This window comes from Aeromonas sp. 9A (assembly GCF_963900955.1).
In the GTDB taxonomy this organism is placed as follows: domain Bacteria; phylum Pseudomonadota; class Gammaproteobacteria; order Enterobacterales; family Aeromonadaceae; genus Aeromonas; species Aeromonas salmonicida.
In genome coordinates, this window is sequence record NZ_CAWRFG010000001.1 from 3,970,478 (window position 1) to 3,991,926 (window position 21,449).

At 60.4% G+C, this 21,449-nt stretch carries 16 protein-coding genes; 9 read left to right on the forward strand and 7 right to left on the reverse strand.

Annotated elements, in window-relative coordinates:
- Positions 1-39: 39 nt before the first annotated feature.
- Together AACX78_RS18355 and AACX78_RS18360 are read right to left on the reverse strand one after the other, a co-directional pair.
- The gene (locus tag AACX78_RS18355) at positions 40-588 is read right to left on the reverse strand and encodes an NAD(P)H nitroreductase (protein ID WP_159167049.1); all 549 of its coding nucleotides are present in this window, start codon (positions 586-588) and stop codon (positions 40-42) included.
- 120 nt (positions 589-708) lie between these two features.
- The gene (locus AACX78_RS18360) at positions 709-2,736 is read right to left on the reverse strand and encodes an NADPH-dependent 2,4-dienoyl-CoA reductase (RefSeq protein ID WP_159167050.1); all 2,028 of its coding nucleotides are present in this window, start codon (positions 2,734-2,736) and stop codon (positions 709-711) included.
- A 220-nt stretch (positions 2,737-2,956) separates the two neighbouring features.
- Here AACX78_RS18360 and sppA point away from each other — a divergent pair, with 220 nt between their 5' ends.
- A complete protein-coding gene (gene sppA / locus AACX78_RS18365; RefSeq protein WP_159167051.1) occupies positions 2,957-4,801 on the forward strand; it encodes a signal peptide peptidase SppA in 1,845 nt (614 codons plus the stop codon).
- 64 nt (positions 4,802-4,865) lie between these two features.
- On the opposite strand, the gene AACX78_RS18370 is transcribed toward sppA, so the two are convergent.
- On the reverse strand, positions 4,866-5,423 hold the full coding sequence (locus AACX78_RS18370) for an NUDIX domain-containing protein (protein WP_159167052.1): 558 nt from the start codon (positions 5,421-5,423) through the stop codon (positions 4,866-4,868).
- A 6-nt stretch (positions 5,424-5,429) separates the two neighbouring features.
- The gene (locus tag AACX78_RS18375) at positions 5,430-6,230 is read right to left on the reverse strand and encodes a DUF2989 domain-containing protein (protein ID WP_159167053.1); all 801 of its coding nucleotides are present in this window, start codon (positions 6,228-6,230) and stop codon (positions 5,430-5,432) included.
- A 197-nt stretch (positions 6,231-6,427) separates the two neighbouring features.
- On the opposite strand from AACX78_RS18375, the gene AACX78_RS18380 reads away from it, so the two are divergent.
- On the forward strand, positions 6,428-7,861 hold the full coding sequence (locus AACX78_RS18380) for a glyceraldehyde-3-phosphate dehydrogenase (protein WP_159167054.1): 1,434 nt from the start codon (positions 6,428-6,430) through the stop codon (positions 7,859-7,861).
- An 85-nt stretch (positions 7,862-7,946) separates the two neighbouring features.
- Positions 7,947-8,240: a YeaC family protein gene (locus tag AACX78_RS18385; RefSeq protein ID WP_005317709.1), complete on the forward strand. Its 294-nt coding sequence runs from the start codon at positions 7,947-7,949 to the stop codon at positions 8,238-8,240.
- Between the two features lie 253 nt (positions 8,241-8,493).
- Here AACX78_RS18385 and ansA read toward each other — a convergent pair whose 3' ends face one another.
- Positions 8,494-9,501 carry an asparaginase gene (gene ansA / locus AACX78_RS18390; RefSeq protein WP_021138095.1) on the reverse strand — a complete coding sequence of 336 codons (1,008 nt, stop codon included), beginning with the start codon at positions 9,499-9,501 and terminating at the stop codon, positions 8,494-8,496.
- A 444-nt stretch (positions 9,502-9,945) separates the two neighbouring features.
- Here ansA and gltS point away from each other — a divergent pair, with 444 nt between their 5' ends.
- Positions 9,946-11,145, forward strand: a complete 1,200-nt coding sequence (gene gltS, locus AACX78_RS18395; RefSeq protein ID WP_159167055.1) for a sodium/glutamate symporter — start codon at positions 9,946-9,948, stop codon at positions 11,143-11,145.
- Positions 11,146-11,233: 88 nt separating this feature from the next.
- On the opposite strand, the gene AACX78_RS18400 is transcribed toward gltS, so the two are convergent.
- On the reverse strand, positions 11,234-13,105 hold the full coding sequence (locus AACX78_RS18400) for a methyl-accepting chemotaxis protein (protein ID WP_159167562.1): 1,872 nt from the start codon (positions 13,103-13,105) through the stop codon (positions 11,234-11,236).
- A gap of 254 nt (positions 13,106-13,359) precedes the next feature.
- Between AACX78_RS18400 and prfB the strand changes: the two genes are divergently transcribed.
- Positions 13,360-14,458, forward strand: a protein-coding gene (prfB, locus tag AACX78_RS18405) for a peptide chain release factor 2 (protein WP_096118696.1) whose coding sequence is annotated in 2 segments (ribosomal slippage) — positions 13,360-13,434 and positions 13,436-14,458 — 1,098 coding nt in all. Because the reading frame shifts where the segments join, the coding sequence is not laid out codon by codon here.
- Between the two features lie 22 nt (positions 14,459-14,480).
- Positions 14,481-16,019 (forward strand): lysine--tRNA ligase, encoded by a 1,539-nt coding sequence (gene lysS / locus AACX78_RS18410; RefSeq protein WP_087755024.1) that lies wholly within the window; start codon positions 14,481-14,483, stop codon positions 16,017-16,019.
- 112 nt (positions 16,020-16,131) lie between these two features.
- Here the strand turns inward: lysS and AACX78_RS18415 are convergent, their stop codons facing one another.
- Positions 16,132-16,938, reverse strand: coding sequence for a PhzF family phenazine biosynthesis protein (locus AACX78_RS18415; protein ID WP_159167056.1), 807 nt, complete (start codon positions 16,936-16,938; stop codon positions 16,132-16,134).
- A 199-nt stretch (positions 16,939-17,137) separates the two neighbouring features.
- Between AACX78_RS18415 and AACX78_RS18420 the strand changes: the two genes are divergently transcribed.
- Genes AACX78_RS18420 through AACX78_RS18430 form a run of 3 tightly spaced genes read left to right on the forward strand, consistent with a single transcriptional unit; the run spans position 17,138 to position 21,424 of the window.
- The gene (locus AACX78_RS18420; RefSeq protein WP_201302957.1) at positions 17,138-18,928 is read left to right on the forward strand and encodes an assimilatory sulfite reductase (NADPH) flavoprotein subunit; all 1,791 of its coding nucleotides are present in this window, start codon (positions 17,138-17,140) and stop codon (positions 18,926-18,928) included.
- Positions 18,928-20,652: an assimilatory sulfite reductase (NADPH) hemoprotein subunit gene (gene cysI / locus AACX78_RS18425; protein WP_159167058.1), complete on the forward strand. Its 1,725-nt coding sequence runs from the start codon at positions 18,928-18,930 to the stop codon at positions 20,650-20,652. Before AACX78_RS18420 ends, cysI begins: the two co-directional genes overlap by 1 nt.
- Entirely contained in the window at positions 20,642-21,424 is a 783-nt protein-coding gene (locus AACX78_RS18430) for a phosphoadenylyl-sulfate reductase (RefSeq protein WP_159167059.1), read from the forward strand. Before cysI ends, AACX78_RS18430 begins: the two co-directional genes overlap by 11 nt.
- Positions 21,425-21,449 lie beyond the last annotated feature (25 nt).

Genomic DNA, 21,449 nt, shown 5'->3' on the forward strand with positions numbered 1-21,449 from the left:
GCCCTGAAAACTCAGGGCTTTGGCTGAAACTCAAGCAGCTTAGAAGCGCCGAACAAACTCGCCTGGCGGCAGTTCGCGCAACTTGCGCGCCTCCAGCATGGGGGTGCCGAGGTAGAGAAAGCCCACCAGTTGATCCTCTGGTGCCAGTGCCAGCCCTTTGTTGATCAACTCATCGAAGATGAACCAGCCGGATCGCCAGATGCCGTTGAAACCCTGGGCTTGCGCCGCCATCTGCATCGCCATCAGGGCGCAACCGGCGGAGAGCTCCTGCTCCAGTTTCGGCACCTTGGGGTGACGCTGATAACGAGTAGCGACCGCGACCACCAGCGGCGCACGCAGCGGCGCCTCCTGGCACTTTTTGATGCTCTCTTCATCTTCACCACGGGCACTGGCCGCCTCGGCCAGCAGAGCCCCCAGCCGCTCACGCCCCTCCCCTTCAAACAGGATGAACTGCCAGGGAGTCAGGGTGCCGTGATCCGGCGCGCGCAAGCCCGCCTTGAGGATATTGTCGAGCACCTCACCGCTTGGGGCGGGTGTGGTCAGGCGGCCACAGGAGTGGCGGTTGAGCAACAGAGTGAGGGCATCCATGGGCAAATCCTTGTCAGGGGCTGTGATGGCGCTACCTTAGCACAGCGCACAATGAAGAAAACCCCTGAGCCTCAGGGGTTTATCGCAATATCAGACCGATAGCGGGCCAGGGCGAAGCAACTAGATAACGGCGGCCAGCTCGGCCCCCTGGCGGATCGCCCGCTTGGCATCCAGCTCGGCGGCCACGTCGGCGCCACCTATGATGTGTACCGGCTTGCCTGCCGCCTGCAAACCGGCCTGCAGCTCCTTGAGGGGCTCTTGCCCTGCGCAGATGATCACCTGATCCACCGGCAGGCACTGTTTGGCTTCACCTATCTGGATATGCAAACCTTCATCGTCGATGCCAAGGTACTGGACGCCGGAAAGCATATGCACCTTGCGGTTCTTGAGCACGGTTCTGTGGATCCAGCCGGTGGTCTTGCCCAGACCGTCGCCCACCTTGCTCTCCTTGCGCTGGAGCAGCCAGATCTGGCGTTCGGGGGCATCGATCTCCGGCGTGATCAGGCCACCGCGCTCACCAAGTTGCTTGTCGATGCCCCACTCCTTGAGCCAGTGATCGCGATGTCCATCTGTACCACTATCAGCCTTCTTCTCCACAAGGTACTCGGCCACATCAAAGCCGATGCCACCGGCACCGATCACCGCCACTTTCTGGCCGACCGGTTTGTGATCCCGCAGCACGTCGATGTAATTGAGCACCTTGGGATGCTCTATGCCTGGTATGTTAGGGGTACGCGGGCGTATGCCGGTGGCGAGGATCACTTCGTCAAAGCCGCCGCCGAGCAGACTCTCGGCGCTCTGGCGCTGGCCGAGGTAGAGCTCGACGCCGCACTTCTCCAACCGCCTGGCAAAGTAACGCAGAGTCTCGTGAAACTCCTCCTTGCCCGGGATCTGCTTGGCAAAGTTGAACTGACCACCAATCTCGCTCGCCTGATCGAACAGGCTCACCTGATGGCCACGCTCGGCGGCATAACAGGCGAACGCCAGCCCGGCCGGACCCGCCCCCACCACCGCCAGCTTCTTGGGCTGAGGCACGCGGCCAAACGTCAGCTCGGTCTCGAAACAAGCGCGGGGATTGACGAGGCAGGAGGCGCGTTTTTGCTTGAACACGTGATCCAGGCAGGCCTGGTTGCAGGCGATGCAGGTGTTGATCTCGTCCGCCCGGTTCTCGGCGGCCTTGATGACAAATTCAGGGTCAGCCAAGAAGGGGCGCGCCATGGAGACCATGTCCGCTTCGCCGCCAGCCAGAATGCGCTCGGCCACTTCCGGGGTATTGATCCGGTTGGTGGTGATAAGCGGCACTGTGAGGTGCTTTTTCAGCTCGGCGGTCACCCAGCTGAAGGCACCGCGCGGCACGCTGGTGGCTATGGTGGGAATGCGCGCCTCGTGCCAGCCAATGCCGGTGTTGATCAGGGTCACGCCGACCTGCTCCAGCGCCTTGCCAAGGGCTACTACCTCCTCCAGCGTCGACCCCTGCTCCACCAGATCCAGCATGGAGAGACGGAAGATGATGATGAAATCCGTGCCGACCCGCTCGCGGATGGCCCGCACTATCTCCACCGGGAAGCGCATCCGGTTTTCATTGCTGCCGCCCCAGCCATCGGTGCGCTTGTTGGTGCGCTCGCAGATGAACTGGTTGATGAGATAGCCTTCCGACCCCATCACTTCGACGCCGTCGTAACCGGCCGCCCTGGCCAGCTGCGCGGTGGAGGCAAAGTCACGAATGGTGCCGCGGATCTGCCGCTCGCTCATGGCGCGCGGCTTGAACGGGGATATGGGCGCCTTGAGGGCGCTCGGCGCCAGACTGAAGGGATGGTAGGCATAGCGGCCGGCATGGAGGATCTGCAGCGCTATCTTGCCCCCCTCCTGATGCACCGCCTGAGTCACCTTCTTGTGCTTGGCGACTTGCCAGGGGAAGCTCAGCTGTGAGCCGTGGGGCACCAGCCGCCCACGCAGATTGGGGGCTATGCCACCGGTGACGATGAGGCCGACACCGCCACGGGCGCGCTCGGCATAGAAGGCGGCCAGCTTGTCAAAGCCACCCTTCTCCTCTTCGAGGCCGGTATGCATGGAACCCATCAGTACCCGGTTCTTCAACTGGGTAAACCCGAGGTCAAGGGGCGTCAGCAACGTAGGATAAAGGCTCACAATGCCTCCAGTTAATTTTTTGTTATCAAATTGCAGCTAGAGTAAAGAATCAAAAATGCTTTTTCAAACAAATGTTTGGACATTTTTTCGGCGAACAGGCGTATCCCGAAGCAAGAGAAGGCGATCGCACCATGATCGGACCAAAGCGGAAATGGCAATTCACCGGCCAACTGGTTAATAATGACCCTTCTCTACCCATTAACAGGGCGATAACGCGACTATGTCTATTTTCAAAGGTCTGGGTTGGCTGTTTCGCAGTCTCTGGCGCCTGCTCAACTTCACCCGGCTGATGCTGGTCAATCTGCTGTTTCTCATTCTGGTGCTGGTCATCGTCTTTAGCTTCAGCCAAAAAGAGGCTCCACAGGCGCCCATCGAAGGGGCCCTGACTCTCAATCTCAACGGCGTGCTGGTGGAACAGCGCTCCCAGACAGATCCCACAGTGCAGTTGCTGCGCCAGATGGATAACAGCGACGACCAACCGAGCGAGATCGTCCTCTCCGATCTGCTTTGGGCCATCCGCAGTGCCAAAGATGACTATCGCATCAAGGCGCTGGTGATCAAGCCACAGGGGCTACAGGGCACCAGCTTGTCCAAGCTGCAGGAAGTGGCTGGCGCCATCGACTCCTTCCGGGAGAGTGGCAAACCTGTCATCGCTATGGCCGACTACTACAATCAGGGTCAGTATCTGCTGGCCGCTCACGCCGATCATGTACTGCTCAATCAGAGCGGCGCCGTGCTGATCGAGGGGCTCGGTGTCTACCAGACCTACTTCAAGTCGGCGCTGGAGAAGCTCAACATTACCCCCCATGTGTTCAAGGTCGGCACCTACAAATCCTTCGTCGAACCTTATACCCGCAATGATATGTCACCCGAAAGCAAGGAGGCGAACCAGCGCTGGCTGGATCAGCTGTGGCAATCCTATGTGACAGATGTGGCCGAGCAGCGGGAGATAGAACCCGAGGCCGTCGCCCCGGGCAAAGATCGTTTCCTCGAGCTGCTGCGCAAGGCCGGCGGCAACGCTGCCAGCTACGCCCTCGACAATGGTCTGGTGGATCAGCTCGCCACCCGTGACGAGATGACCCAGGCAGTCATCAAAGAAGTGGGTGAAAGCAAGGATCACGGCTGGAAAGGGGTTGGCCTGAAAGAGTACCTAGCGGCGGCCCCCGAGCAATATCCCCAGAGTGGCAAGGATGAGGTGGGTCTCATTGTCGCCAGCGGCGCCATCATGGATGGCGTGCAGTCGGCCGGTACCATAGGTGGCGACAGCCTGTCGGAGCTGCTGGCCGATGCCCGCCGTGACGACAAGGTGAAAGCCGTGGTGCTGCGGGTCGACAGCCCGGGTGGCAGCGCCTTCGCCGCCGAGCAGATCCGCGCCGAACTGCTGGCGCTGAAACAGTCCGGCAAACCTGTGGTGATCTCCATGGGCAGCTACGCCGCCTCGGGTGGCTACTGGATCTCAGCCGATGCGGACAAGATCTTCGCCTCCCCTACCACCCTCACCGGCTCCATCGGGGTGTTTGGCATGTTCGCCACCATCGACAAGGCGCTCTCCCAGTACGGGGTGCACACGGATGGGGTGGGCACCACGGATTATGTCGGTGTCGGCCTGACCCGCGCCCTGCCTGATCACGTCGGGCAAGCCATTCAGCTGAGCGTGGAAGATACCTATCAGCGCTTCGTCGGTCTGGTGAGCAAGGGCCGTGGCCTGAGCCCGCAAGAGGCGGAAAAAGCCGCCGAAGGCCGGGTCTGGACCGGTCAGGATGCCAAGGCGCTGGGTCTGGTGGATGAGTTCGGTAATCAGGAAGCCGCCATCAAGGCGGCTGCCACCCTTGCCAACCTCAAGGAGTGGCAGGTCACTCCCATAGAAAAAGAGGAGTCAGCCAAAGACAAGTTCCTGCGCCAGCTGTTCGACAGCAGCGCCCAGGCGCTGGCCCCGCACCTGCAAAGCTGGTTGCCGGCCGGATTTGGCAAGGCGTTGGTGGAGGTGAACCGCGGCCTGGATCCGCTGACCCGCTTCAACGACCCCCAAGGCACTTATGCCTTCTGCCCTGTCTGTGTGCAGTAATCGGGCACTCGCAATAAAAAAACGCCTTCGGGCGTTTTTTTGCATCTGGCTCAAGGGACCTGATTCACACCAGCAGGCCGGACTCGTGCCAATGATGCAACTCGGCCAGTACCCGGGTCTCCCGCGCCGTCCACTGGGGACAAGGACCCGCCAGCTGGGTCTTGTTGGTTTGCAGCGCATCATCCAGCTCGAACCAGCCAGGGGTGAAACCGAGCCGCACCTCGTAAGGTTGGGGACGAGGTTCACTCCACCCCTCACCGACACGACACAGGTAATAGAAAGAGCGGATGCAATAGGCGTCATAGTCGGCCTCCCGGGCGGCGCGGTACTCCCGCGTCTGGCCGAGCAGGGCGCCGACCTCCACCAGCTCGGCACCACACTCTTCCCGCAGCTCGCGAGCCAGGGCAGTGCCGTGGCACTCCCCTTCTTCAATGCCGCCACCGGGAAACATGAGATCGCCGTTGACCCGGGAGTGCACCAGCAGCAGCCGATCGCCACGCAGGACTATGGCCCTGACAGTCACGCGCTCCAGCCGGCGGCCATCAATGGCTACCTGGCCGTGCTTCAGCTGGATGTCGAAGGGATGAGGCCAGTCACTGGCCAGGTGTTTTATCTGGTTCATCAGGGCTCAGGGACGATAAGTCCCGCTTTTTAGCTGCTCGACTATGGCGGCGGCCTGGCTGTCCCAGGCCTCCTGATCTGCCTTGCTCAACGCATGATAAAGGCCCAAACGCTTGGCCGAAACGTCGGGCGTATCCTGAAATGACTCGCTCACCTTGCCCCACAGATACGCCAGACCGTACTCCTTCTGGCCCATGTAGAGGGTGCTCAGAGAGGTGAGGATCCGGCTGTTGACCTTGTCCCCTTCTCCATAGAGGGAGAGGGCATGGTGCATGAGAGTGATGGCTTTCTGTGGGGCACTCTTGGCATACATGCCCCCCAGTGCCAGCTGCAGCTCGGGCTCTTTGAGTACTGGCTGCCCCTCCAGCGCCATGAATTGCTCACGGGCCTGCTCGTTGGTGTTGTTGGTCCAGTGCCAGAGCAGCAGGTAGGGATCCTGCGAGTTGCGGGTCGCCGCATCGAGCTCGGCCAGCTGATCACCGGCCGCCAGCATGCCTTCCACTCTGGGGCTCTTCTGCTCCCTCGCCGTCTTGTACTCTATGTTGGTCGACCGCTCCGCACACTTGAGATAACGCTCCAGATTGCGCATCAGCTCGTACTTGCGCCTGTCCGTCCCCTCTTCTTGCAGATAGAAGCGGCTGCGGATGATGTCGGTCCGCTCGTAGCGGCACCAGCCATCGTCCACCAGGTCCTGACACAGCTCGGGATGATTGGCACAGATGTTGTGGATCCTGTCATCGTTGCAGGCCATCAGAGTCAGGCCGCAGGAGAGGCCGAGCAGTACGGAACGCAGTGGAAAAGGGGTCATAGTTCACATCTGGTTGGTAACAATGGGAGCCTTGTGCAGCCACCTCTGGCTAGCAAACCGGCTACATATCCATTACAATGCGCGCGCCGTATAAGGCCGCGATTGCAGAATGATATAACGAAATATACACCCCTACACTGATCTGCATTCGACGAATTTCTATTTGCCCCAACAACGTGAAATAAAGGATCTGGTTAATGACCCACGAGCACTACTTGCAGGCGTGGCAGGAGAGCCAGGAGCTCGCCGAAGCCATGCAACCCTTGATAGGTCGCCTCTACCGACAACAAGGGATCGAGATCACCCTCTACGGACGCCCGCTGCAAAACGCCTCCACCATCGATATCCTCAAAGCCCACAGGGTCGTCCGCCGTCATCAGGGCACCCCGCTTCCGATCCAGCAAAGCTTCCCCCTGCTCCAGGCCATCCTGGCCTTGAACCCCACCGCCGCCGAGATCGATCTTGGCAAGCTGGCCGTCGGCTACTGGCAGGATCACCAGGACGAAGCAGGCATTGACGATTACCTGCGTGCCAAGTTGGCGCCAGCACTGGGGCGGTGTGACATCCCGCAACCGACGGACGTGGTGCTCTACGGTTTTGGTCGTATCGGCCGCCTGCTGGCCCGCCTGCTCATAGAGCGTACCGGCGCCGCCAACTCACTGCGTCTGCGAGCCATAGTGGTGCGTGGTGGCCGTGAGGGAGATCTGGAGAAACGCGCCAGTCTGCTGCGCCGTGACTCGGTACATGGCCCCTTCAACGGTTCCATCGAGGTGGACAGTGATCGCAGTGCCATCATCGCCAACGGCACCTTCATTCAGGTGATCTACGCCAGCAGTCCGAGCGACATCGACTACACGGCATATGACATTCACAATGCACTCATCGTCGACAACACGGGTGTCTGGCGCGACGACGCCGGTTTGAGCGAACACTTGAAGGCGCGCGGCGCCGCCCGTGTGCTGCTGACGGCACCGGGCAAGGGCGACATGAAGAACGTGGTGTTCGGGGTCAATCATGAAGTGATCGGGCCGGATGACAAGATCATCTCTGCCGCCTCTTGCACCACCAACGCCATCACACCTGTGCTCAAGGTGATGCAGGACAAGTACGGCATCCGCCACGGCCACGTGGAGACTGTCCACTCCTACACCAACGATCAGAACCTGATAGACAACTATCACAAGGGCGAGCGTCGCGGTCGCAGCGCAGCCCTCAACATGGTGATGACCAGCACGGGGGCCGCCAAGGCGGTGGCCAAGGCACTGCCGGAGCTCAAGGGCAAGCTGACCGGCAACGCCATTCGGGTGCCCACCCCCAACGTGTCGCTGGCCATCATCAACCTCTCACTGGAGCAGAGCACCGACAGGGAGAGTCTCAATGCCTATCTGCAGCAGATGGCGCTAAGCTCGGCCCTGCATCGCCAGATCGATTTTAGCGCCAGTACAGAGCTGGTCTCCTCCGACATGGTGGGTTCCCGCTTCGCAGGCATAGTGGATTCCCAGGCCACCATCGCCGAGGAAGATCACTGCGTCCTCTACGTATGGTATGACAACGAGTTCGGATACAGTTGTCAGGTAGTACGGGTGATGGAGCAGATGGCTGGCGTAGTCCGCCAGGATCTGCCTGCATAGACCGATAGGGTCTACCTGCATAGCCCGCCAGGATCTGCCCGTCTAAGAACCTGGGTTCATGGCTCAATTTTCAAGGAGAAGCCGGATGTCGTTTCAACAGGGTGAGTTTCAACAGGCCATCAGACAGATGCCCAAAGAAGTGTACGAGCGGCTCAAGACAGCGGTCGAGCTGGGCAAATGGCCCGATGGCAAACCCCTGAGCGACGAGCAGAAGGCCACCTCCCTGCAGGCCGTGATGGCCTGGCAGGCGATGCACCTCGACAATCCCGAGCACATGAACATAGGCCGGGACGGCGAGATAGTGATGAAGAGCAAGAGCGAGCTCAAGCGTCAGTACCGTGACGAGGAAGAGATAGTGCGGATCGACCTCAGTCACTGAGCCTTGTCGCGAGCCCTGGCTCGCACGCCATAGCAAAGAGGGGAGCCATAATGGCTCCCCTCTTTATTTTCCTCTCCTCCTCATGGTGAGGAGGCCAGAAGCTGTTCACGACCTGTCGCGAGAAGGCGTCAGCAAGGTGAAGAGCAGCGCAGGAACCGGAGTGTATAGGCATACATGAGCCCTCTTGTTCACAAACAAGCGAGCAGCACATGAGCCTTGATCACGGCTTCGCAGCAAAATCGTGGACAGTTTCTCAGGGCGTCAGCTCGCCGCGCAGGGACTGTTGCATCAGCTCGCGGATGCGGGGTGCAGGCAAGTCCAGGCTCAGCAGGAAGTGCAGCTTGGTGAGCGCCGCCTCGGCAGTCATGTCAAACCCCGAGATAACCCCGGCACGGGAGAGCGCATTGCCGGTGGCATAGCCCCCCATGTTGACCTTGCCGTGCAGGCACTGGCTCAAGTTGACTATGATAACGCCGCGGGCAGATGCCTCGGAGAGCAGCGCCAGCATGGCCGGATTCTGCGGCGCATTGCCCACGCCAAACGAGAGCAGGATCAGCGCCTTCACCGGTTGCTGCAATATGTTGGCGATCACCTCGCTGGAGATCCCCGGATAGAGGGTCACCACGCCGATGGGTTGGGGGGTAATGTCGTGCAGCACCAGCGGACGATCGGACGGCTCCCCCAGCTCACCCGCTTCCAGCGAGATGGCGATGCCGGCGTTGAGCAGCGGCGGATAGTTCGGCGAATCGAAGGCGTGGAAGCCATCGGCGTGCACCTTCTTGCTGCGGTTGCCACGATAGAGCTGGTTGTTGAAGAACAGCGTCACCTCGTGGATCGGGTAGTTGGCAGCGATATAGAGGGCATTGAGCAGGTTCTGCTGACCATCGGAGCGCAGCTCGGCGAGCGGGATCTGGGAGCCGGTGATGATGACCGGCTTGTGCAGATCTTCGAGCATGAAGGAGAGCGCCGATGCGGTGAACGACATAGTGTCTGTGCCGTGCAGGATCACGAAACCGTCGTATTTCTCGTAGTTGCCTTTAATGTCCTCGGCGATCCGCTGCCAGTCCGCAGGCGTCATGTCGGAGGAATCGATAAGGGGGTCATATTCGTGGATATGGTAATCCGGCATCTCGGGTCGATGAAACTCGGGCATCCGCGCCAGACAGTCTTCCATAAAGCCCGCCATCGGCACATAACCGTGGTCGGAACGCTGCATCCCTATGGTACCGCCTGTGTAGGCAATGTAGATGGACTTCTTCACACCCTCTCCTCTTGATGGACCGGAAACTGGCAAATTAATAAAGGAATAAACCGACGACGTCACACCTGACCGGTTTCCTCTTGTGGGCTGGAAACCGGCGAATTATAGAGACTGGCGCCCCAAATGACAGCCGCGAAATAGCAGATGCCGCCCATAATATGACGCCCATCCCAACAGTGTTAAATGTTGCAACAAACACACACCAAGGCTACTTATATGACAAATATGGATTTAAGTGGTGTTTTTTGCTACTATCCGGCGGATTTTTCGTAAATCTCATCTGGATGCCTGATCAATTCAGGCCCGCATCGATCCCATTTCTGCATGGGACCGGGGCTTGCAGCCCCTTCTTTGTTGGCACCTGAGCCACCCTGATTTTTATCCCGGCTGAATCTCTGAGTCTTCATCAGCGAAAGACACAGCCAATCAACATGGGAGTACTGAATGTTACAACTTGATTCCTACGCCACCCTGGTCGCGGCCACTCTGGTGTTGCTGTTCGGCCGTGTGCTGGTGACCCGCGTCGGGTTGCTGCGCACCTTCAACATCCCCAAACCGGTTGCCGGCGGCCTGGTGGTCGCCCTGGTGTTGCTGTTGCTGCGCTCCACCCTGCAGGTGGAACTGCAATTTGATACCAGCCTGCAAACTCCGCTGATGCTGGCCTTCTTCGCCTCCATCGGTCTCTCCGCCGATCTTGCCAGCCTCAAGCGCGGCGGCAAGGCGGTGATCACCTTCCTGATGGTGGTGACCGGCCTGCTGCTGGTGCAAAACAGCCTGGGGGTGGGTCTGGCGACCCTGCTCGGTCTGGACCCGCACATGGGACTGCTGGCCGGTTCCATTACCCTCTCCGGCGGCCATGGTACCGGTGCGGCCTGGAGCGCCACCTTCTCCGAGAAGTACGGGGTGCAATCCGCCGCCGAGCTTGCCATCGCCTGCGCCACTTTCGGCCTGGTACTGGGGGGCCTCATCGGTGGCCCGGTGGCACGCTATCTGGTGAAAAAAGTGCAGGTGCCCGGCGAGGAGCACAACAAGGACGACGCACCACGGGGCTTCGAGATGCCCGACATGGAACGTCCGCTCACCACCTTCAGCCTGATCGAGACCCTGGCACTGATCGCCATCAGCCTGAAAGGGGGCGAAATGCTCTCCGCCTACCTCAAGGGCGGCGCCTTCGAGCTGCCGGTCTTCGTCTGCGTGCTGTTTGTCGGTGTGCTGCTGCGCAACCTGCTGACCCTGCTGAACTGGCACGAAGTGAGCGATCGGGAAGTCTCTTTGCTCGGCAACGTCAGCCTGTCGCTGTTCCTGGCCATGGCGCTGATGAGCCTGAAGCTGTGGGATCTGGCAAGTCTGGCCCTGCCCATCTTCATTTTGCTGGTCGCCCAGACGCTGGCGATGGCGCTCTACGCCATCTTCGTCACCTTCAGGGTCATGGGCAGCAACTATGACGCGGCCGTGCTGGCGGCAGGCCACTGCGGCTTCGGCCTGGGGGCTACCCCGACCGCCATTGCCAACATGCAGGCCATTACCCAGCGCTTCGGCCCGTCCCACCTGGCGTTTCTGGTGGTGCCCATGGTGGGTGCCTTCTTCATCGACATCATCAACGCCATGGTGATCAAGTTGTTTATGGCCCTGCCTTTCCTGTAAGCACGCCACAACCACAAAATAAAAGCCCCGCACTCGGCCGAGTGCGGGGCTTTTTCATTTCAGTCCGGACAGGCTGCAACCCTGAGTCTTACAGGATAAAGGTCGACACCTGCTGGTTCAGGTCGGTAGCACGACCCTTGAGGCGATGGGCCTGATCCAGATCGCGCATGGCGGCGGCAGTGATCTCGTCACTCACATCCTTGATGGCGGTGGTGTTCTGGGTGATCTCGCCAGTCACCTGGGTCTGCTCCTCGGCGGCGGTGGCGATCTGACCCGCCATGTCGGAGATAAGCGAGACGGCCTGGGTGATCTCTTCCAGCGCGGCAGCGGCGGCATCGGCGTCTTTCACACTGTTGTCGGCCAGGCCCTGGCTGGTCTGCATCAGGCTGACCGCACGGGCAGTGGTCTGTTGCAACGTCTCGATAGTGGACTGGATCTCCTGGGTGGAATCCTGGGTACGACGGGACAGTACTCGTACTTCGTCCGCCACAACGGCGAAACCACGACCCTGTTCACCGGCGCGGGCCGCTTCGATGGCCGCGTTCAGCGCCAGCAGGTTGGTCTGCTCGGCAATGCCCTGAATGGTGGAGAGGATACCGGAAATGGCCTGGGCGTGACGGCTCAGCTCGCCGATCACGGCGGTCGCCTGCCCCACCTCTTCGGCCAGACCGTTGATGGACTGGCGGGTCTGGTTCACCAGCATCTTGCCCTGTTCACTGCTCTGGGCGGATTGCTGGGCGGCGGCGGCCGTGTTCTCGGCATTGCCGGCGATCTCCATGGTGGCGCTCGCCATCTCGGTGACGGCAGTGGCAACCATGGTCACTTCCTGTTGCTGGCGCTGCAGCTCGTCCACCGAGGCCTGGTTGGTCACCAGACTGCGCTCGGCGTCGGCGTTCAGCTCGTTGGCCAGCTTGCGGATGTTGGCGATCAGCTGATGCTGACTGCCGACGAAACGGTTGAAGCTGTTGGCCAGCTGGCCCACCTCGTCGTTGGCGTCGATCTTGATGCGCTGGGTCAAATCACCGTTACCGTCGGCGATGCGGGCCAGGGCCTGGGAGACTTTGGTGAGCGGGCCGAGCAACAGGCTGACCAGCCAGGAGATGGCGAGAATGCTGCCCACCAGCACCAGCAGGGCCAGACCGAGCTGGGTCATCAGCAAGGAGGAGAGCGGCGCCTCCAGGGTAGCCTTGTCCAGCACCAGCACCAGTTCCCAGTCGGTATCCGGGATGTCTACCGCCATCAGCAGCTTGTCACGGCCTTCGCTGTCAAAATAGGCAGGGATCAGGGTATTGCCAGCCTTGCTCTGATCGATGAGGGCATTGGTCAGATCGTTGTCGATCTCGGTGGCCGGCTTCATCGCCTTTGCCGCGTCCTTGTACGCGATGACGGTACCATCCTTGTGCATCATGATGGCAAAACCGTCGGCGGGCAGCTTCATCTTGGTGATGTCTTCTACCAGGGATGCGATGGAGAGGTCACCACCGACCACGCCGCCCTGAGCCGGTTGGGCCAGGGTCACCACCATGATGTTGTAGGCAACGTCCAGATAGGGTTTGGTCACAATGAGGCCGCCCTTGCTCATGGCTTCCTGATACCAGCCACGGGAGCGCGGATCATAACCGCTACGGTTGATGGAAGGATCCGAGTCGTTCATCTTGCCATTGCCCTCACCGAAGTAGGTGAGCTGGAAGCGACCCGACACTTGCGCCTGTTGCAGGGCATTGAGGGGGTCTGCACTGGCCTTGTTGCCAAGGGCCTGGATCACGTCGCGACGGGCGGAGAGCCAGTCACTGACGCTGGCGGCCTGCTGGCTGCCCAATCGTTGCACCTGTTCCTGACTGCCTTGCAGCAACAGGGACTTCTGGCTGGTATAGCTCTGCCAGGAGAGCAGCAGGATCACCAATGACAAGGCGATCACCACCGACAACAGTATCTTCTGCTTGAGTGATAGGTTTTTCATCATGATTTCTTCTTATGAGGTCAGGAACCGGATTTCCCAAAAGAGTGCACAGCACTGCGTAGTTATTAGCGACCCGGCAGGCGAAAACTGAACCTGCAAATGAGTCTGCGGACGATATTTTCCACCGAGTTGGGGAAAACTGCACCAGAAATTGACTACCAGATGCGCACAAGAAGAGGCGACCCTGTTTATTCCTTCCACAATTGGCTAGAATATCCCGTTTTTAAATCACATCGACCCCGAGAGTTTTCACGATGTTTGAAGTCAATCCTGTATTAAACAAACTTAAGGAGCTGTCTGAGAGGACAGAGCTTCTTAGGGGGTACCTTTGACTATGACGCCAAGAAAGAGCGTCTAGAAGAGGTCAACGCCGAGCTGGAACAGCCGGACGTATGGAATGAGCCCGAGCGCGCACAAGCGCTGGGCAAGGAGCGCGTCTCCCTGGAGAACGTGGTCGGCACCATTGACACCCTGACCCAGGGTGCCGAAGACGTCGAGATGCTGGTGAGCCTGGCGGTGGAAGGGGAAGACGAAGATACCTTCAACGAAGCCGTGGCCGAAGCCGATGTACTTGAAACCAAGCTGGTGGACCTCGAATTCCGTCGCATGTTCTCCGGTCAGCACGACGGCTCCGATTGCTACATCGACATCCAGTCCGGCTCAGGTGGTACCGAAGCCCAGGATTGGGCCAACATGGTGCTGCGCATGTACCTGCGCTGGGGCGATGCCCACGGTTACAAGCCGGAGCTTATCGAGCTCTCTGACGGCGACGTGGCCGGCATCAAGTCCGCCACCGTCAAGTTCACCGGCGAGTATGCCTTCGGCTGGTTGCGTACCGAAACCGGCGTCCACCGTCTGGTTCGCAAGTCACCGTTCGACTCGGGTGGCCGTCGCCACACTTCATTCTGTTCCGTATTCGTCTATCCCGAGATCGATGATGACATCGACATCGAGATCAACCCGGCCGACCTGCGGATCGACGTCTACCGCGCTTCCGGCGCCGGTGGTCAGCACGTCAACCGGACCGAATCCGCGGTACGTATCACCCACATCCCGACCGGTGTCGTGGTACAGTGCCAGAACGATCGTTCCCAGCACAAAAACAAAGATCAGTGTATGAAGCAGCTGAAAGCCAAGCTCTACGAGCTGGAAATTCAGAAGCAGAACGCTGAGAAGCAAGCCCTCGAAGAGACCAAGTCCGATATCGGCTGGGGCAGCCAGATCCGTTCCTATGTGCTGGATGATGCACGCATCAAGGATCTGCGCACCGGCGTCGAAACCCGCAATACCCAAGCGGTACTCGACGGCGACCTGGACAAGTTTATCGAAGCTAGCCTGAAATCAGGCCTGTAAAAACAGAACAGCAGGAATCACCATGTCTGAACAAACCACAACTCCGGAAGTCGACCACACTCTCGAACTGAACAACGAGATGACGGAGCGTCGTTCCAAGCTGGCCGCCTTGCGCGCCCAGGGCAACCCCTTCCCCAACGACTTCCGTCGTGACAGCCTTTCTGGCGATCTGCATGCCGAATTTGGCGACAAGAGCGCCGAAGAGCTGGTGGCCTTGGGTAAACAGGTGAAGATTGCCGGTCGCATCATGACCCGCCGGATCATGGGCAAGGCGTCTTTCGCCACCCTGCAGGACATGGCTGGCAAGATCCAGATCTACGTGACCCGTGACGATCTGCCGGAAGGCTTCTACAACGAGCAGTTCAAGAAGTGGGATCTGGGTGACATAGTCGGCGTGGAAGGGACCCTGTTCCGTACCAACACAGGTGAACTCTCGGTACACGTCTCCACCATCCGCCTGCTGACCAAGGCACTGCGTCCGCTGCCCGAGAAGCACAAGGGCCTGACCGACCAGGAAGCACGCTGCCGCCAGCGTTACCTGGACCTGATCGCCAATGAAGAGTCCCGCAAGACCTTCATGATCCGCACCAAAGTGGTTGCCGGCATCCGCAAGTTCTTCAACGACAAGCGCTTCATGGAAGTGGAAACCCCCATGATGCAGGTCATCCCGGGTGGCGCCTCCGCGCGTCCGTTCGTCACTCACCACAATGCTCTGGACATCGACATGTACCTGCGTATCGCCCCCGAGCTTTACCTGAAGCGTCTGGTGGTCGGTGGTTTCGAGCGCGTGTACGAGATCAACCGCAACTTCCGTAACGAAGGTATCTCGGTGCGTCACAACCCCGAGTTCACCATGATCGAGTTCTACATGGCCTATGCCGACTACATCGATCTGATGGACCTGACCGAGGAGCTGCTGCGCACCCTGGCGCAGGACATTCTGGGTGACACCAAGATCCGTTACGCCAAAGAGGGTGAAGAGGGTCTGACCATCGATTTCGGTCAGCCGTTCCAGCGCCTCACCATGGTGGACTCCATCCTGAAGTACAACCCGGATGTGACCCCGGCGGATCTGGCTACCCTGGAGAGCGCCAAGGCGGTTGCCAAGCGTCTGCACATCGAGCTGATGAAGGGCTGGGAGCTGGGCCACGTGATCACCGCCATCTTCGAAGAGACAGTAGAGCACATGCTGCTGCAACCCACCTTCATCACCGAGTACCCGGCAGCCGTTTCTCCGCTGGCGCGCCGCAACGACGTGAACCCGGACGTGACCGACCGCTTCGAATTCTTCATCGGTGGCCGCGAGCTGGCCAACGGCTTCTCCGAGCTGAACGATGCGGAAGACCAGGCCAAGCGCTTCCAGGATCAGGTGAACCAGAAAGAAGCTGGTGACGACGAAGCCATGTTCTACGACGCCGACTTCGTGACCGCGCTGGAACACGGCCTGCCGCCCACTGCCGGTCAGGGCATTGGTATCGACCGTCTGGTGATGCTGTTCACCAACAGCCACACCATCCGTGACGTCATCCTGTTCCCGGCCCTGCGCCCGCAACAGAAATAAGCTCAGAGTGCAGGCCAGGCCTGTGACTCGATGGCAACGAAACGCCCCGCAACTGCGGGGCGTTTTTTATGGCGAACATTATGGCGACCATAGAGGGGCACACGCTTGTACCTTACAGAGTGGATGGCAGCAGCCACTCTCCCTGCCAGAGGGTCAACGCCTGACCCGACATCAACACGCGCTCCCCCTGCAGGACAAGCTTCAGCTCCCCACAGCGCGCCGAGATCTGGCGAGCCCGCAGCTCTCTCTTGCCCAGTCGCTCGGCCCAGAAGGGCACCAGAGCGCAGTGGTTGGAGCCGGTGACGGGATCCTCATCCACCCCGACCCAGGGAGCGAAATAGCGGGAGACGAAGTCATCGCCTGCACGGCTGGACGGGGCCGTCACCATCAGTCCCCGCCCAGGCAGGGCACGCAGGGCATGAAAATCCGGTACTAGCCCCCTCACCTCCTCTTCGCTTCCAAGCTCCAGCAGGAACTTGGCACCGGCCGCCAGGGTCTGCCGCGGCGTACAGCCGAGCGCAGCCCCGTAAGCCGGGTCCAGCACCAGTGGTGTGAGCGGGATCCGCGGGAAGTCGAGCTGGATCCATTCCCCCTCGCGCCGGGCCAGCAAGACGCCGCTGCGGGTCTCGAAGCGGATGACCTCCTGAGGGGCCACTTCCCCCGTCTGCCACAGCACGTGGGCGGCGGCGAGCGTGCCGTGACCACAGAGATCCACCTCGACCTGAGGGGTAAACCAGCGTAGCTGATAGCACGCCGCCCCTGCCGGTGTGAGAAAGGCGGTCTCCGACAGGTTGAACTCGGCCGCCATGGCCTGCAGTCGCGCATCAGGCTGGGCCGGCCCCAGCACCACTACGGCCGGGTTACCGCCAAAGGGCTGCTGGCTGAAGGCATTGACATGAAACAGTCTGATAGTCGGCATTCGTTTTTCCTGTGACGTCACGACGGGGCTCATTCTTCGCCGTTTATACCATGAAGCAGGGCGCAGCCCGAGCAGGCTCAAGACAGGATCCCTTGGGGTTTTAATGCATTAATAGAATAAAAAAGACATTTTTATTCTTTGTTGTTATCCATCACACCCCTTAACCTGACCAAAAATCAGACCATGGAAGACGCGTGTGATGCAATTGAAGGACTCCCTGACCAATCTGGCCCCCCTCTCTGATGAACAACAACGTCAGCTGAACCAGGCATTATCAACCCTCAATACCCAACAACTGGTCTGGGTGAGCGGCTATCTCTACGGTCTCTCCCAATCCGGCAGCCAGCCAGTGGCGGCAACGGATGCCGTGACAGCGCCCGGCGGCAGCCTGACCATTCTCTACGGATCCCAGACCGGCAATGCCAAAGGCGTGGCCAGTGCCATCAAGGCGCAGGCCGAGGCCCGCGGCTTGCCGGTGACCCTCACCTCCATGGCAGATTACAAACCCAAGCAGCTCAAGAAAGAGACCCACCTGCTGGTGGTAGTGAGCACTTACGGGGAGGGTGAACCACCGGAGAGTGCCGTCGATCTGTTCGAGCAGCTCAAGAAGGGCAAGGTTGGCAAACTCGAGGGGCTCAAGTTCGCCGTGCTGGGGCTGGGTGACAGCTCCTACGAATTTTTCTGCCAGACAGGTCAGGACTTTGACAGCCTGCTGACCAAGGCGGGCGCCGATCGCATTCATGAGCTTGCCAGCCTGGATGTGGACTATCAGGATGCCGCCAAGGCCTGGGGCGAGCAGGCGGTCAATGCCATTGCCGCCACGCTTTCTGCCGGGGTCGCAACAAGCAGCGTGGCGGGGGCGGTGCAAGCGGCTGTCGGTCACAGCCAGTACGACAAGGCCAATCCCTTCCCGGCCCGCCTGTCGGTGAATCAGAAGATCACCGGCCGCGATTCCACCAAGGATATCCGCCATATCGAGATCAGCCTCGAAGAGTCTGGGCTAACCTATCAGCCTGGGGATGCCCTCGGGGTCTGGTTCGACAACGACGCCGACCTGGTGGGGGAAGTGCTGGCCCTGTCCGGACGCAGTGGTGACGAAGCCACCGCCCATGGCAGCCTGCGCGAGGTGCTCACCCGCAATCTGGAACTGACCCGGTTGCACGGCGGCTTTATCACGGGGTTGGCAGAGATCTCGGGGAATGCCGCGCTCAAAGACCTGGCCGGTGACAAGGCCCAGGTCAATGCCCTGGTGGCCTCTGCCCAAGTGGTGGATGTGCTCAAGCGCTTCCCGACCGAACTCAGCGCGGAGCAGTTGACTGGCCTGCTGCGCCCCCTCACCCCTCGCCTCTACTCCATCGCCTCTGCCCAGAGCGAAGTGGAAGAGGAGGTGCATCTCACCGTTGGCGTGGTGCGCTACCCGCAAGAAGATGGCACAGTGCGCAGTGGCGCCGCCTCCTCCTATTTGGCGGACAGGCTGGCCGAAGATGCCGAGGTACGGGTGTTTGTGGAGCACAATGACAACTTCCGCCTGCCGGCCAATCCCGATACCCCCGTCATCATGGTGGGACCGGGCACCGGCATAGCCCCGTTCCGCGCCTTTATGCAGGAGCGCGAGACTCAAGGGGCCGAGGGCAAGAACTGGCTCTTCTTCGGCAATCCCCACTTCACCCAGGACTTTCTCTATCAGGTGGAGTGGCAGCGCTATGTGAAATCGGGCCTGCTGTCGAAGATCTCGCTGGCCTTCAGCCGGGATCAGGCCAACAAGATTTATGTGCAGGACAGACTGCGTGAAGCGGGTCTGGAGCTCTACCAGTGGCTGGAAGCAGGTGCTCACTTCTATGTGTGCGGCGATGCCAACCACATGGCGAAAGATGTGCAGGAAGCCCTGCTGGATGTGATTGCAGAACACGGTCACAAGAGCCGTGAGGAAGCAGAAGAGTATTTGAGCGAATTGCGTCGTGCCAAACGTTATCAAAGGGATGTCTATTGATGAGCAAGCAAACAATCTCGGAACAGAAAGCGGGGCCGGTCGAAGGACCGCTGGCCGACAACGAGCGCCTCAAGCGCGAGAGCAACTTTCTGCGCGGCACCATAGAGCAGGATCTGCAAGACCCGCTCACCGGCGGCTTCAACGGCGACAACTTCCAGCTGATCCGCTTCCACGGCATGTATCAGCAGGATGACAGAGACATACGCCCGGAGCGTACCGCCCAGAAGCTGGAGCCCCTGCACAACGTCATGCTGCGCGCCCGTCTGCCGGGCGGCATCATCACCCCAGCCCAATGGCAGGTGATCGACAAGTTCGCCGAGGAGCACAGCCTGTATGGCAGCATCCGCCTGACCACTCGTCAGACCTTCCAGTTCCACGGGGTATTGAAGCGCGACATCAAGCTGATGCACCAGACCCTCAATAGCACCGGCATAGATTCCATCGCCACCGCAGGCGACGTTAACCGCAACGTGCTCTGCACCAGCAATCCGGTGGAGTCCGAGCTGCATCAGGAAGCCTACGAGTGGGCCACAAAAATCTCCGAGCACCTGCTGCCCAAGACCCGCGCCTATGTCGAGATCTGGCTGGATGGCGAGAGGCTGGGTGGGGACGAGGAGCCGATCCTGGGTTCCAACTACCTGCCGCGCAAATTCAAGACCACAGTGGTGATCCCGCCCCACAACGACGTGGATATTCACGCCAACGATCTCAACTTCGTGGCCATTGCCGAAGGCGGCAAGCTGGTGGGCTTCAACGTGCTGGTGGGCGGCGGTCTCGCCATGACTCACGGCGACACCAGCACCTACCCGCGCAAGGCGAGTGATTTTGGCTTTATTCCCCTCTCCCACGTATTGGAGGTGGCGGCGGCCGTGGTCAGCACCCAGCGTGACTGGGGCAACCGGGTCAACCGCAAGAACGCCAAGACCAAGTACACCCTCGAACGGGTCGGTGTCGAGGCGTTCAAGGCCGAGGTAGAGAACCGCGCAGGTATCCCCTTCGCCGAGAGTCGTCCCTATGAGTTCACCAGCCGTGGCGATCGCTTCGGCTGGGTCGAAGGGATCGATGGCAAGCACCACCTGACCCTCTTTATCGAGAATGGCCGTTTGCTGGACTTCCCGGGCAAGCCGCTCAAGACCGGCATGCTGGAAATCGCCAAGATCCACCTGGGGGATTTCCGCCTGACCGCCAACCAGAACCTCATCATCGCCGGCGTCCCCGCTGGCGAGAAGACGCGCATCGAAGCCCTGGCTCGTCAATACGGCCTGCTGGATGACGGCGTGAGCGAGCAGCGCAAGCAGTCCATGGCCTGCGTGGCCCTGCCCACCTGCCCGCTGGCGATGGCCGAGGCCGAGCGTATGCTGCCGGCGTTTGTCACCGACATCGAAGGCTTGCTCACCAAGCACGGGCTGGCGGATGACGCCATCATCTTCCGGGTCACCGGCTGCCCCAACGGCTGCGGCCGCGCCATGCTGGCGGAAGTGGGTCTGGTGGGCAAGGCACCGGGCCGCTACAACCTGCACCTGGGTGGCAACCTGGAGGGGACCCGCATCCCGCGCCTCTATCAGGAGAACATCACTGAGCCGCAGATCCTGGCCGAGCTGGATCGGCTGATCGGCCGCTGGGCGGCAGAACGCACGGCGGCGGAGTGCTTCGGTGACTTCGTGATCCGGGTTGGGGTGATTGCGCCCGTTATCGACTCAGCGAGGGACTTCTATGCCGCTTGATGTTACTGAAAATGGCCGTCTTGACCTGCAAGCCCTGCTGACCCTCGGCCGTGAAGAACAGACCGAGGCGCTGGCCCCCCTCAACCGGGAGCTGGACACCATGAGCGCCCCCGAGCGGGTGCGCTGGGCACTGGCCAATCTGCCGGGGGAACATGTATTGTCATCCAGCTTCGGCATTCAGGCCGCGCTGATGCTGCACCTGGTGAGCAGTGAGCGCAACGACGTACCCGTGGTACTCACCGATACCGGCTATCTCTTCCCCGAGACCTACCGCTTTATCGATGAGCTGACCGAACAGCTGGCGCTCAATCTGAAGATATACAGGGCAGAACTGTCACCGGCCTGGCAGGAGGCACGCTTCGGCCTGCTGTGGGAGCAGGGGGTGGAGGGGATCACCCGCTACAACCAGCTCAACAAGGTGGAACCCATGGACCGCGCACTGAGCGAGCTGGGGGCCCAGACCTGGTTTTCCGGCCTGCGCCGGGAGCAGGCGGGCAGCCGTGGCAAGCTGCCAGTGCTGGCCATACAGCGCGGCCGCTTCAAGTTCCTGCCTGTCATCGACTGGAGCAACAAGGACGTCTTCTACTACTTCAAGGAGTTCGACCTGCCCTACCACCCACTGTGGGAGCAAGGCTACCTCTCGGTCGGCGACGTGCACACCACCACCAAGTGGGAGCCGGGCATGAGCGAAGAGCAGACCCGCTTCTTCGGCCTCAAGCGCGAGTGCGGCCTGCACGAAGAGAGCGGCGAGCACGACGGCTCAGGTATCTGATCCCTCTTCAGGATTCTGACAATAA

Coding starts and splice junctions, on each gene's coding strand:
- AACX78_RS18355 (WP_159167049.1), bottom strand. CDS start 588: ATGGATGCCCTCACTCTGTTGCTCAACCGCCACTCCTGTGGCCGCCTG.
- sppA (WP_159167051.1), top strand. CDS start 2,957: ATGTCTATTTTCAAAGGTCTGGGTTGGCTGTTTCGCAGTCTCTGGCGC.
- AACX78_RS18370 (WP_159167052.1), bottom strand. CDS start 5,423: ATGAACCAGATAAAACACCTGGCCAGTGACTGGCCTCATCCCTTCGAC.
- AACX78_RS18375 (WP_159167053.1), bottom strand. CDS start 6,230: ATGACCCCTTTTCCACTGCGTTCCGTACTGCTCGGCCTCTCCTGCGGC.
- AACX78_RS18380 (WP_159167054.1), top strand. CDS start 6,428: ATGACCCACGAGCACTACTTGCAGGCGTGGCAGGAGAGCCAGGAGCTC.
- AACX78_RS18385 (WP_005317709.1), top strand. CDS start 7,947: ATGTCGTTTCAACAGGGTGAGTTTCAACAGGCCATCAGACAGATGCCC.
- gltS (WP_159167055.1), top strand. CDS start 9,946: ATGTTACAACTTGATTCCTACGCCACCCTGGTCGCGGCCACTCTGGTG.
- AACX78_RS18400 (WP_159167562.1), bottom strand. CDS start 13,105: ATGAAAAACCTATCACTCAAGCAGAAGATACTGTTGTCGGTGGTGATC.
- lysS (WP_087755024.1), top strand. CDS start 14,481: ATGTCTGAACAAACCACAACTCCGGAAGTCGACCACACTCTCGAACTG.
- AACX78_RS18415 (WP_159167056.1), bottom strand. CDS start 16,938: ATGCCGACTATCAGACTGTTTCATGTCAATGCCTTCAGCCAGCAGCCC.
- AACX78_RS18420 (WP_201302957.1), top strand. CDS start 17,138: ATGCAATTGAAGGACTCCCTGACCAATCTGGCCCCCCTCTCTGATGAA.
- cysI (WP_159167058.1), top strand. CDS start 18,928: ATGAGCAAGCAAACAATCTCGGAACAGAAAGCGGGGCCGGTCGAAGGA.
- AACX78_RS18430 (WP_159167059.1), top strand. CDS start 20,642: ATGCCGCTTGATGTTACTGAAAATGGCCGTCTTGACCTGCAAGCCCTG.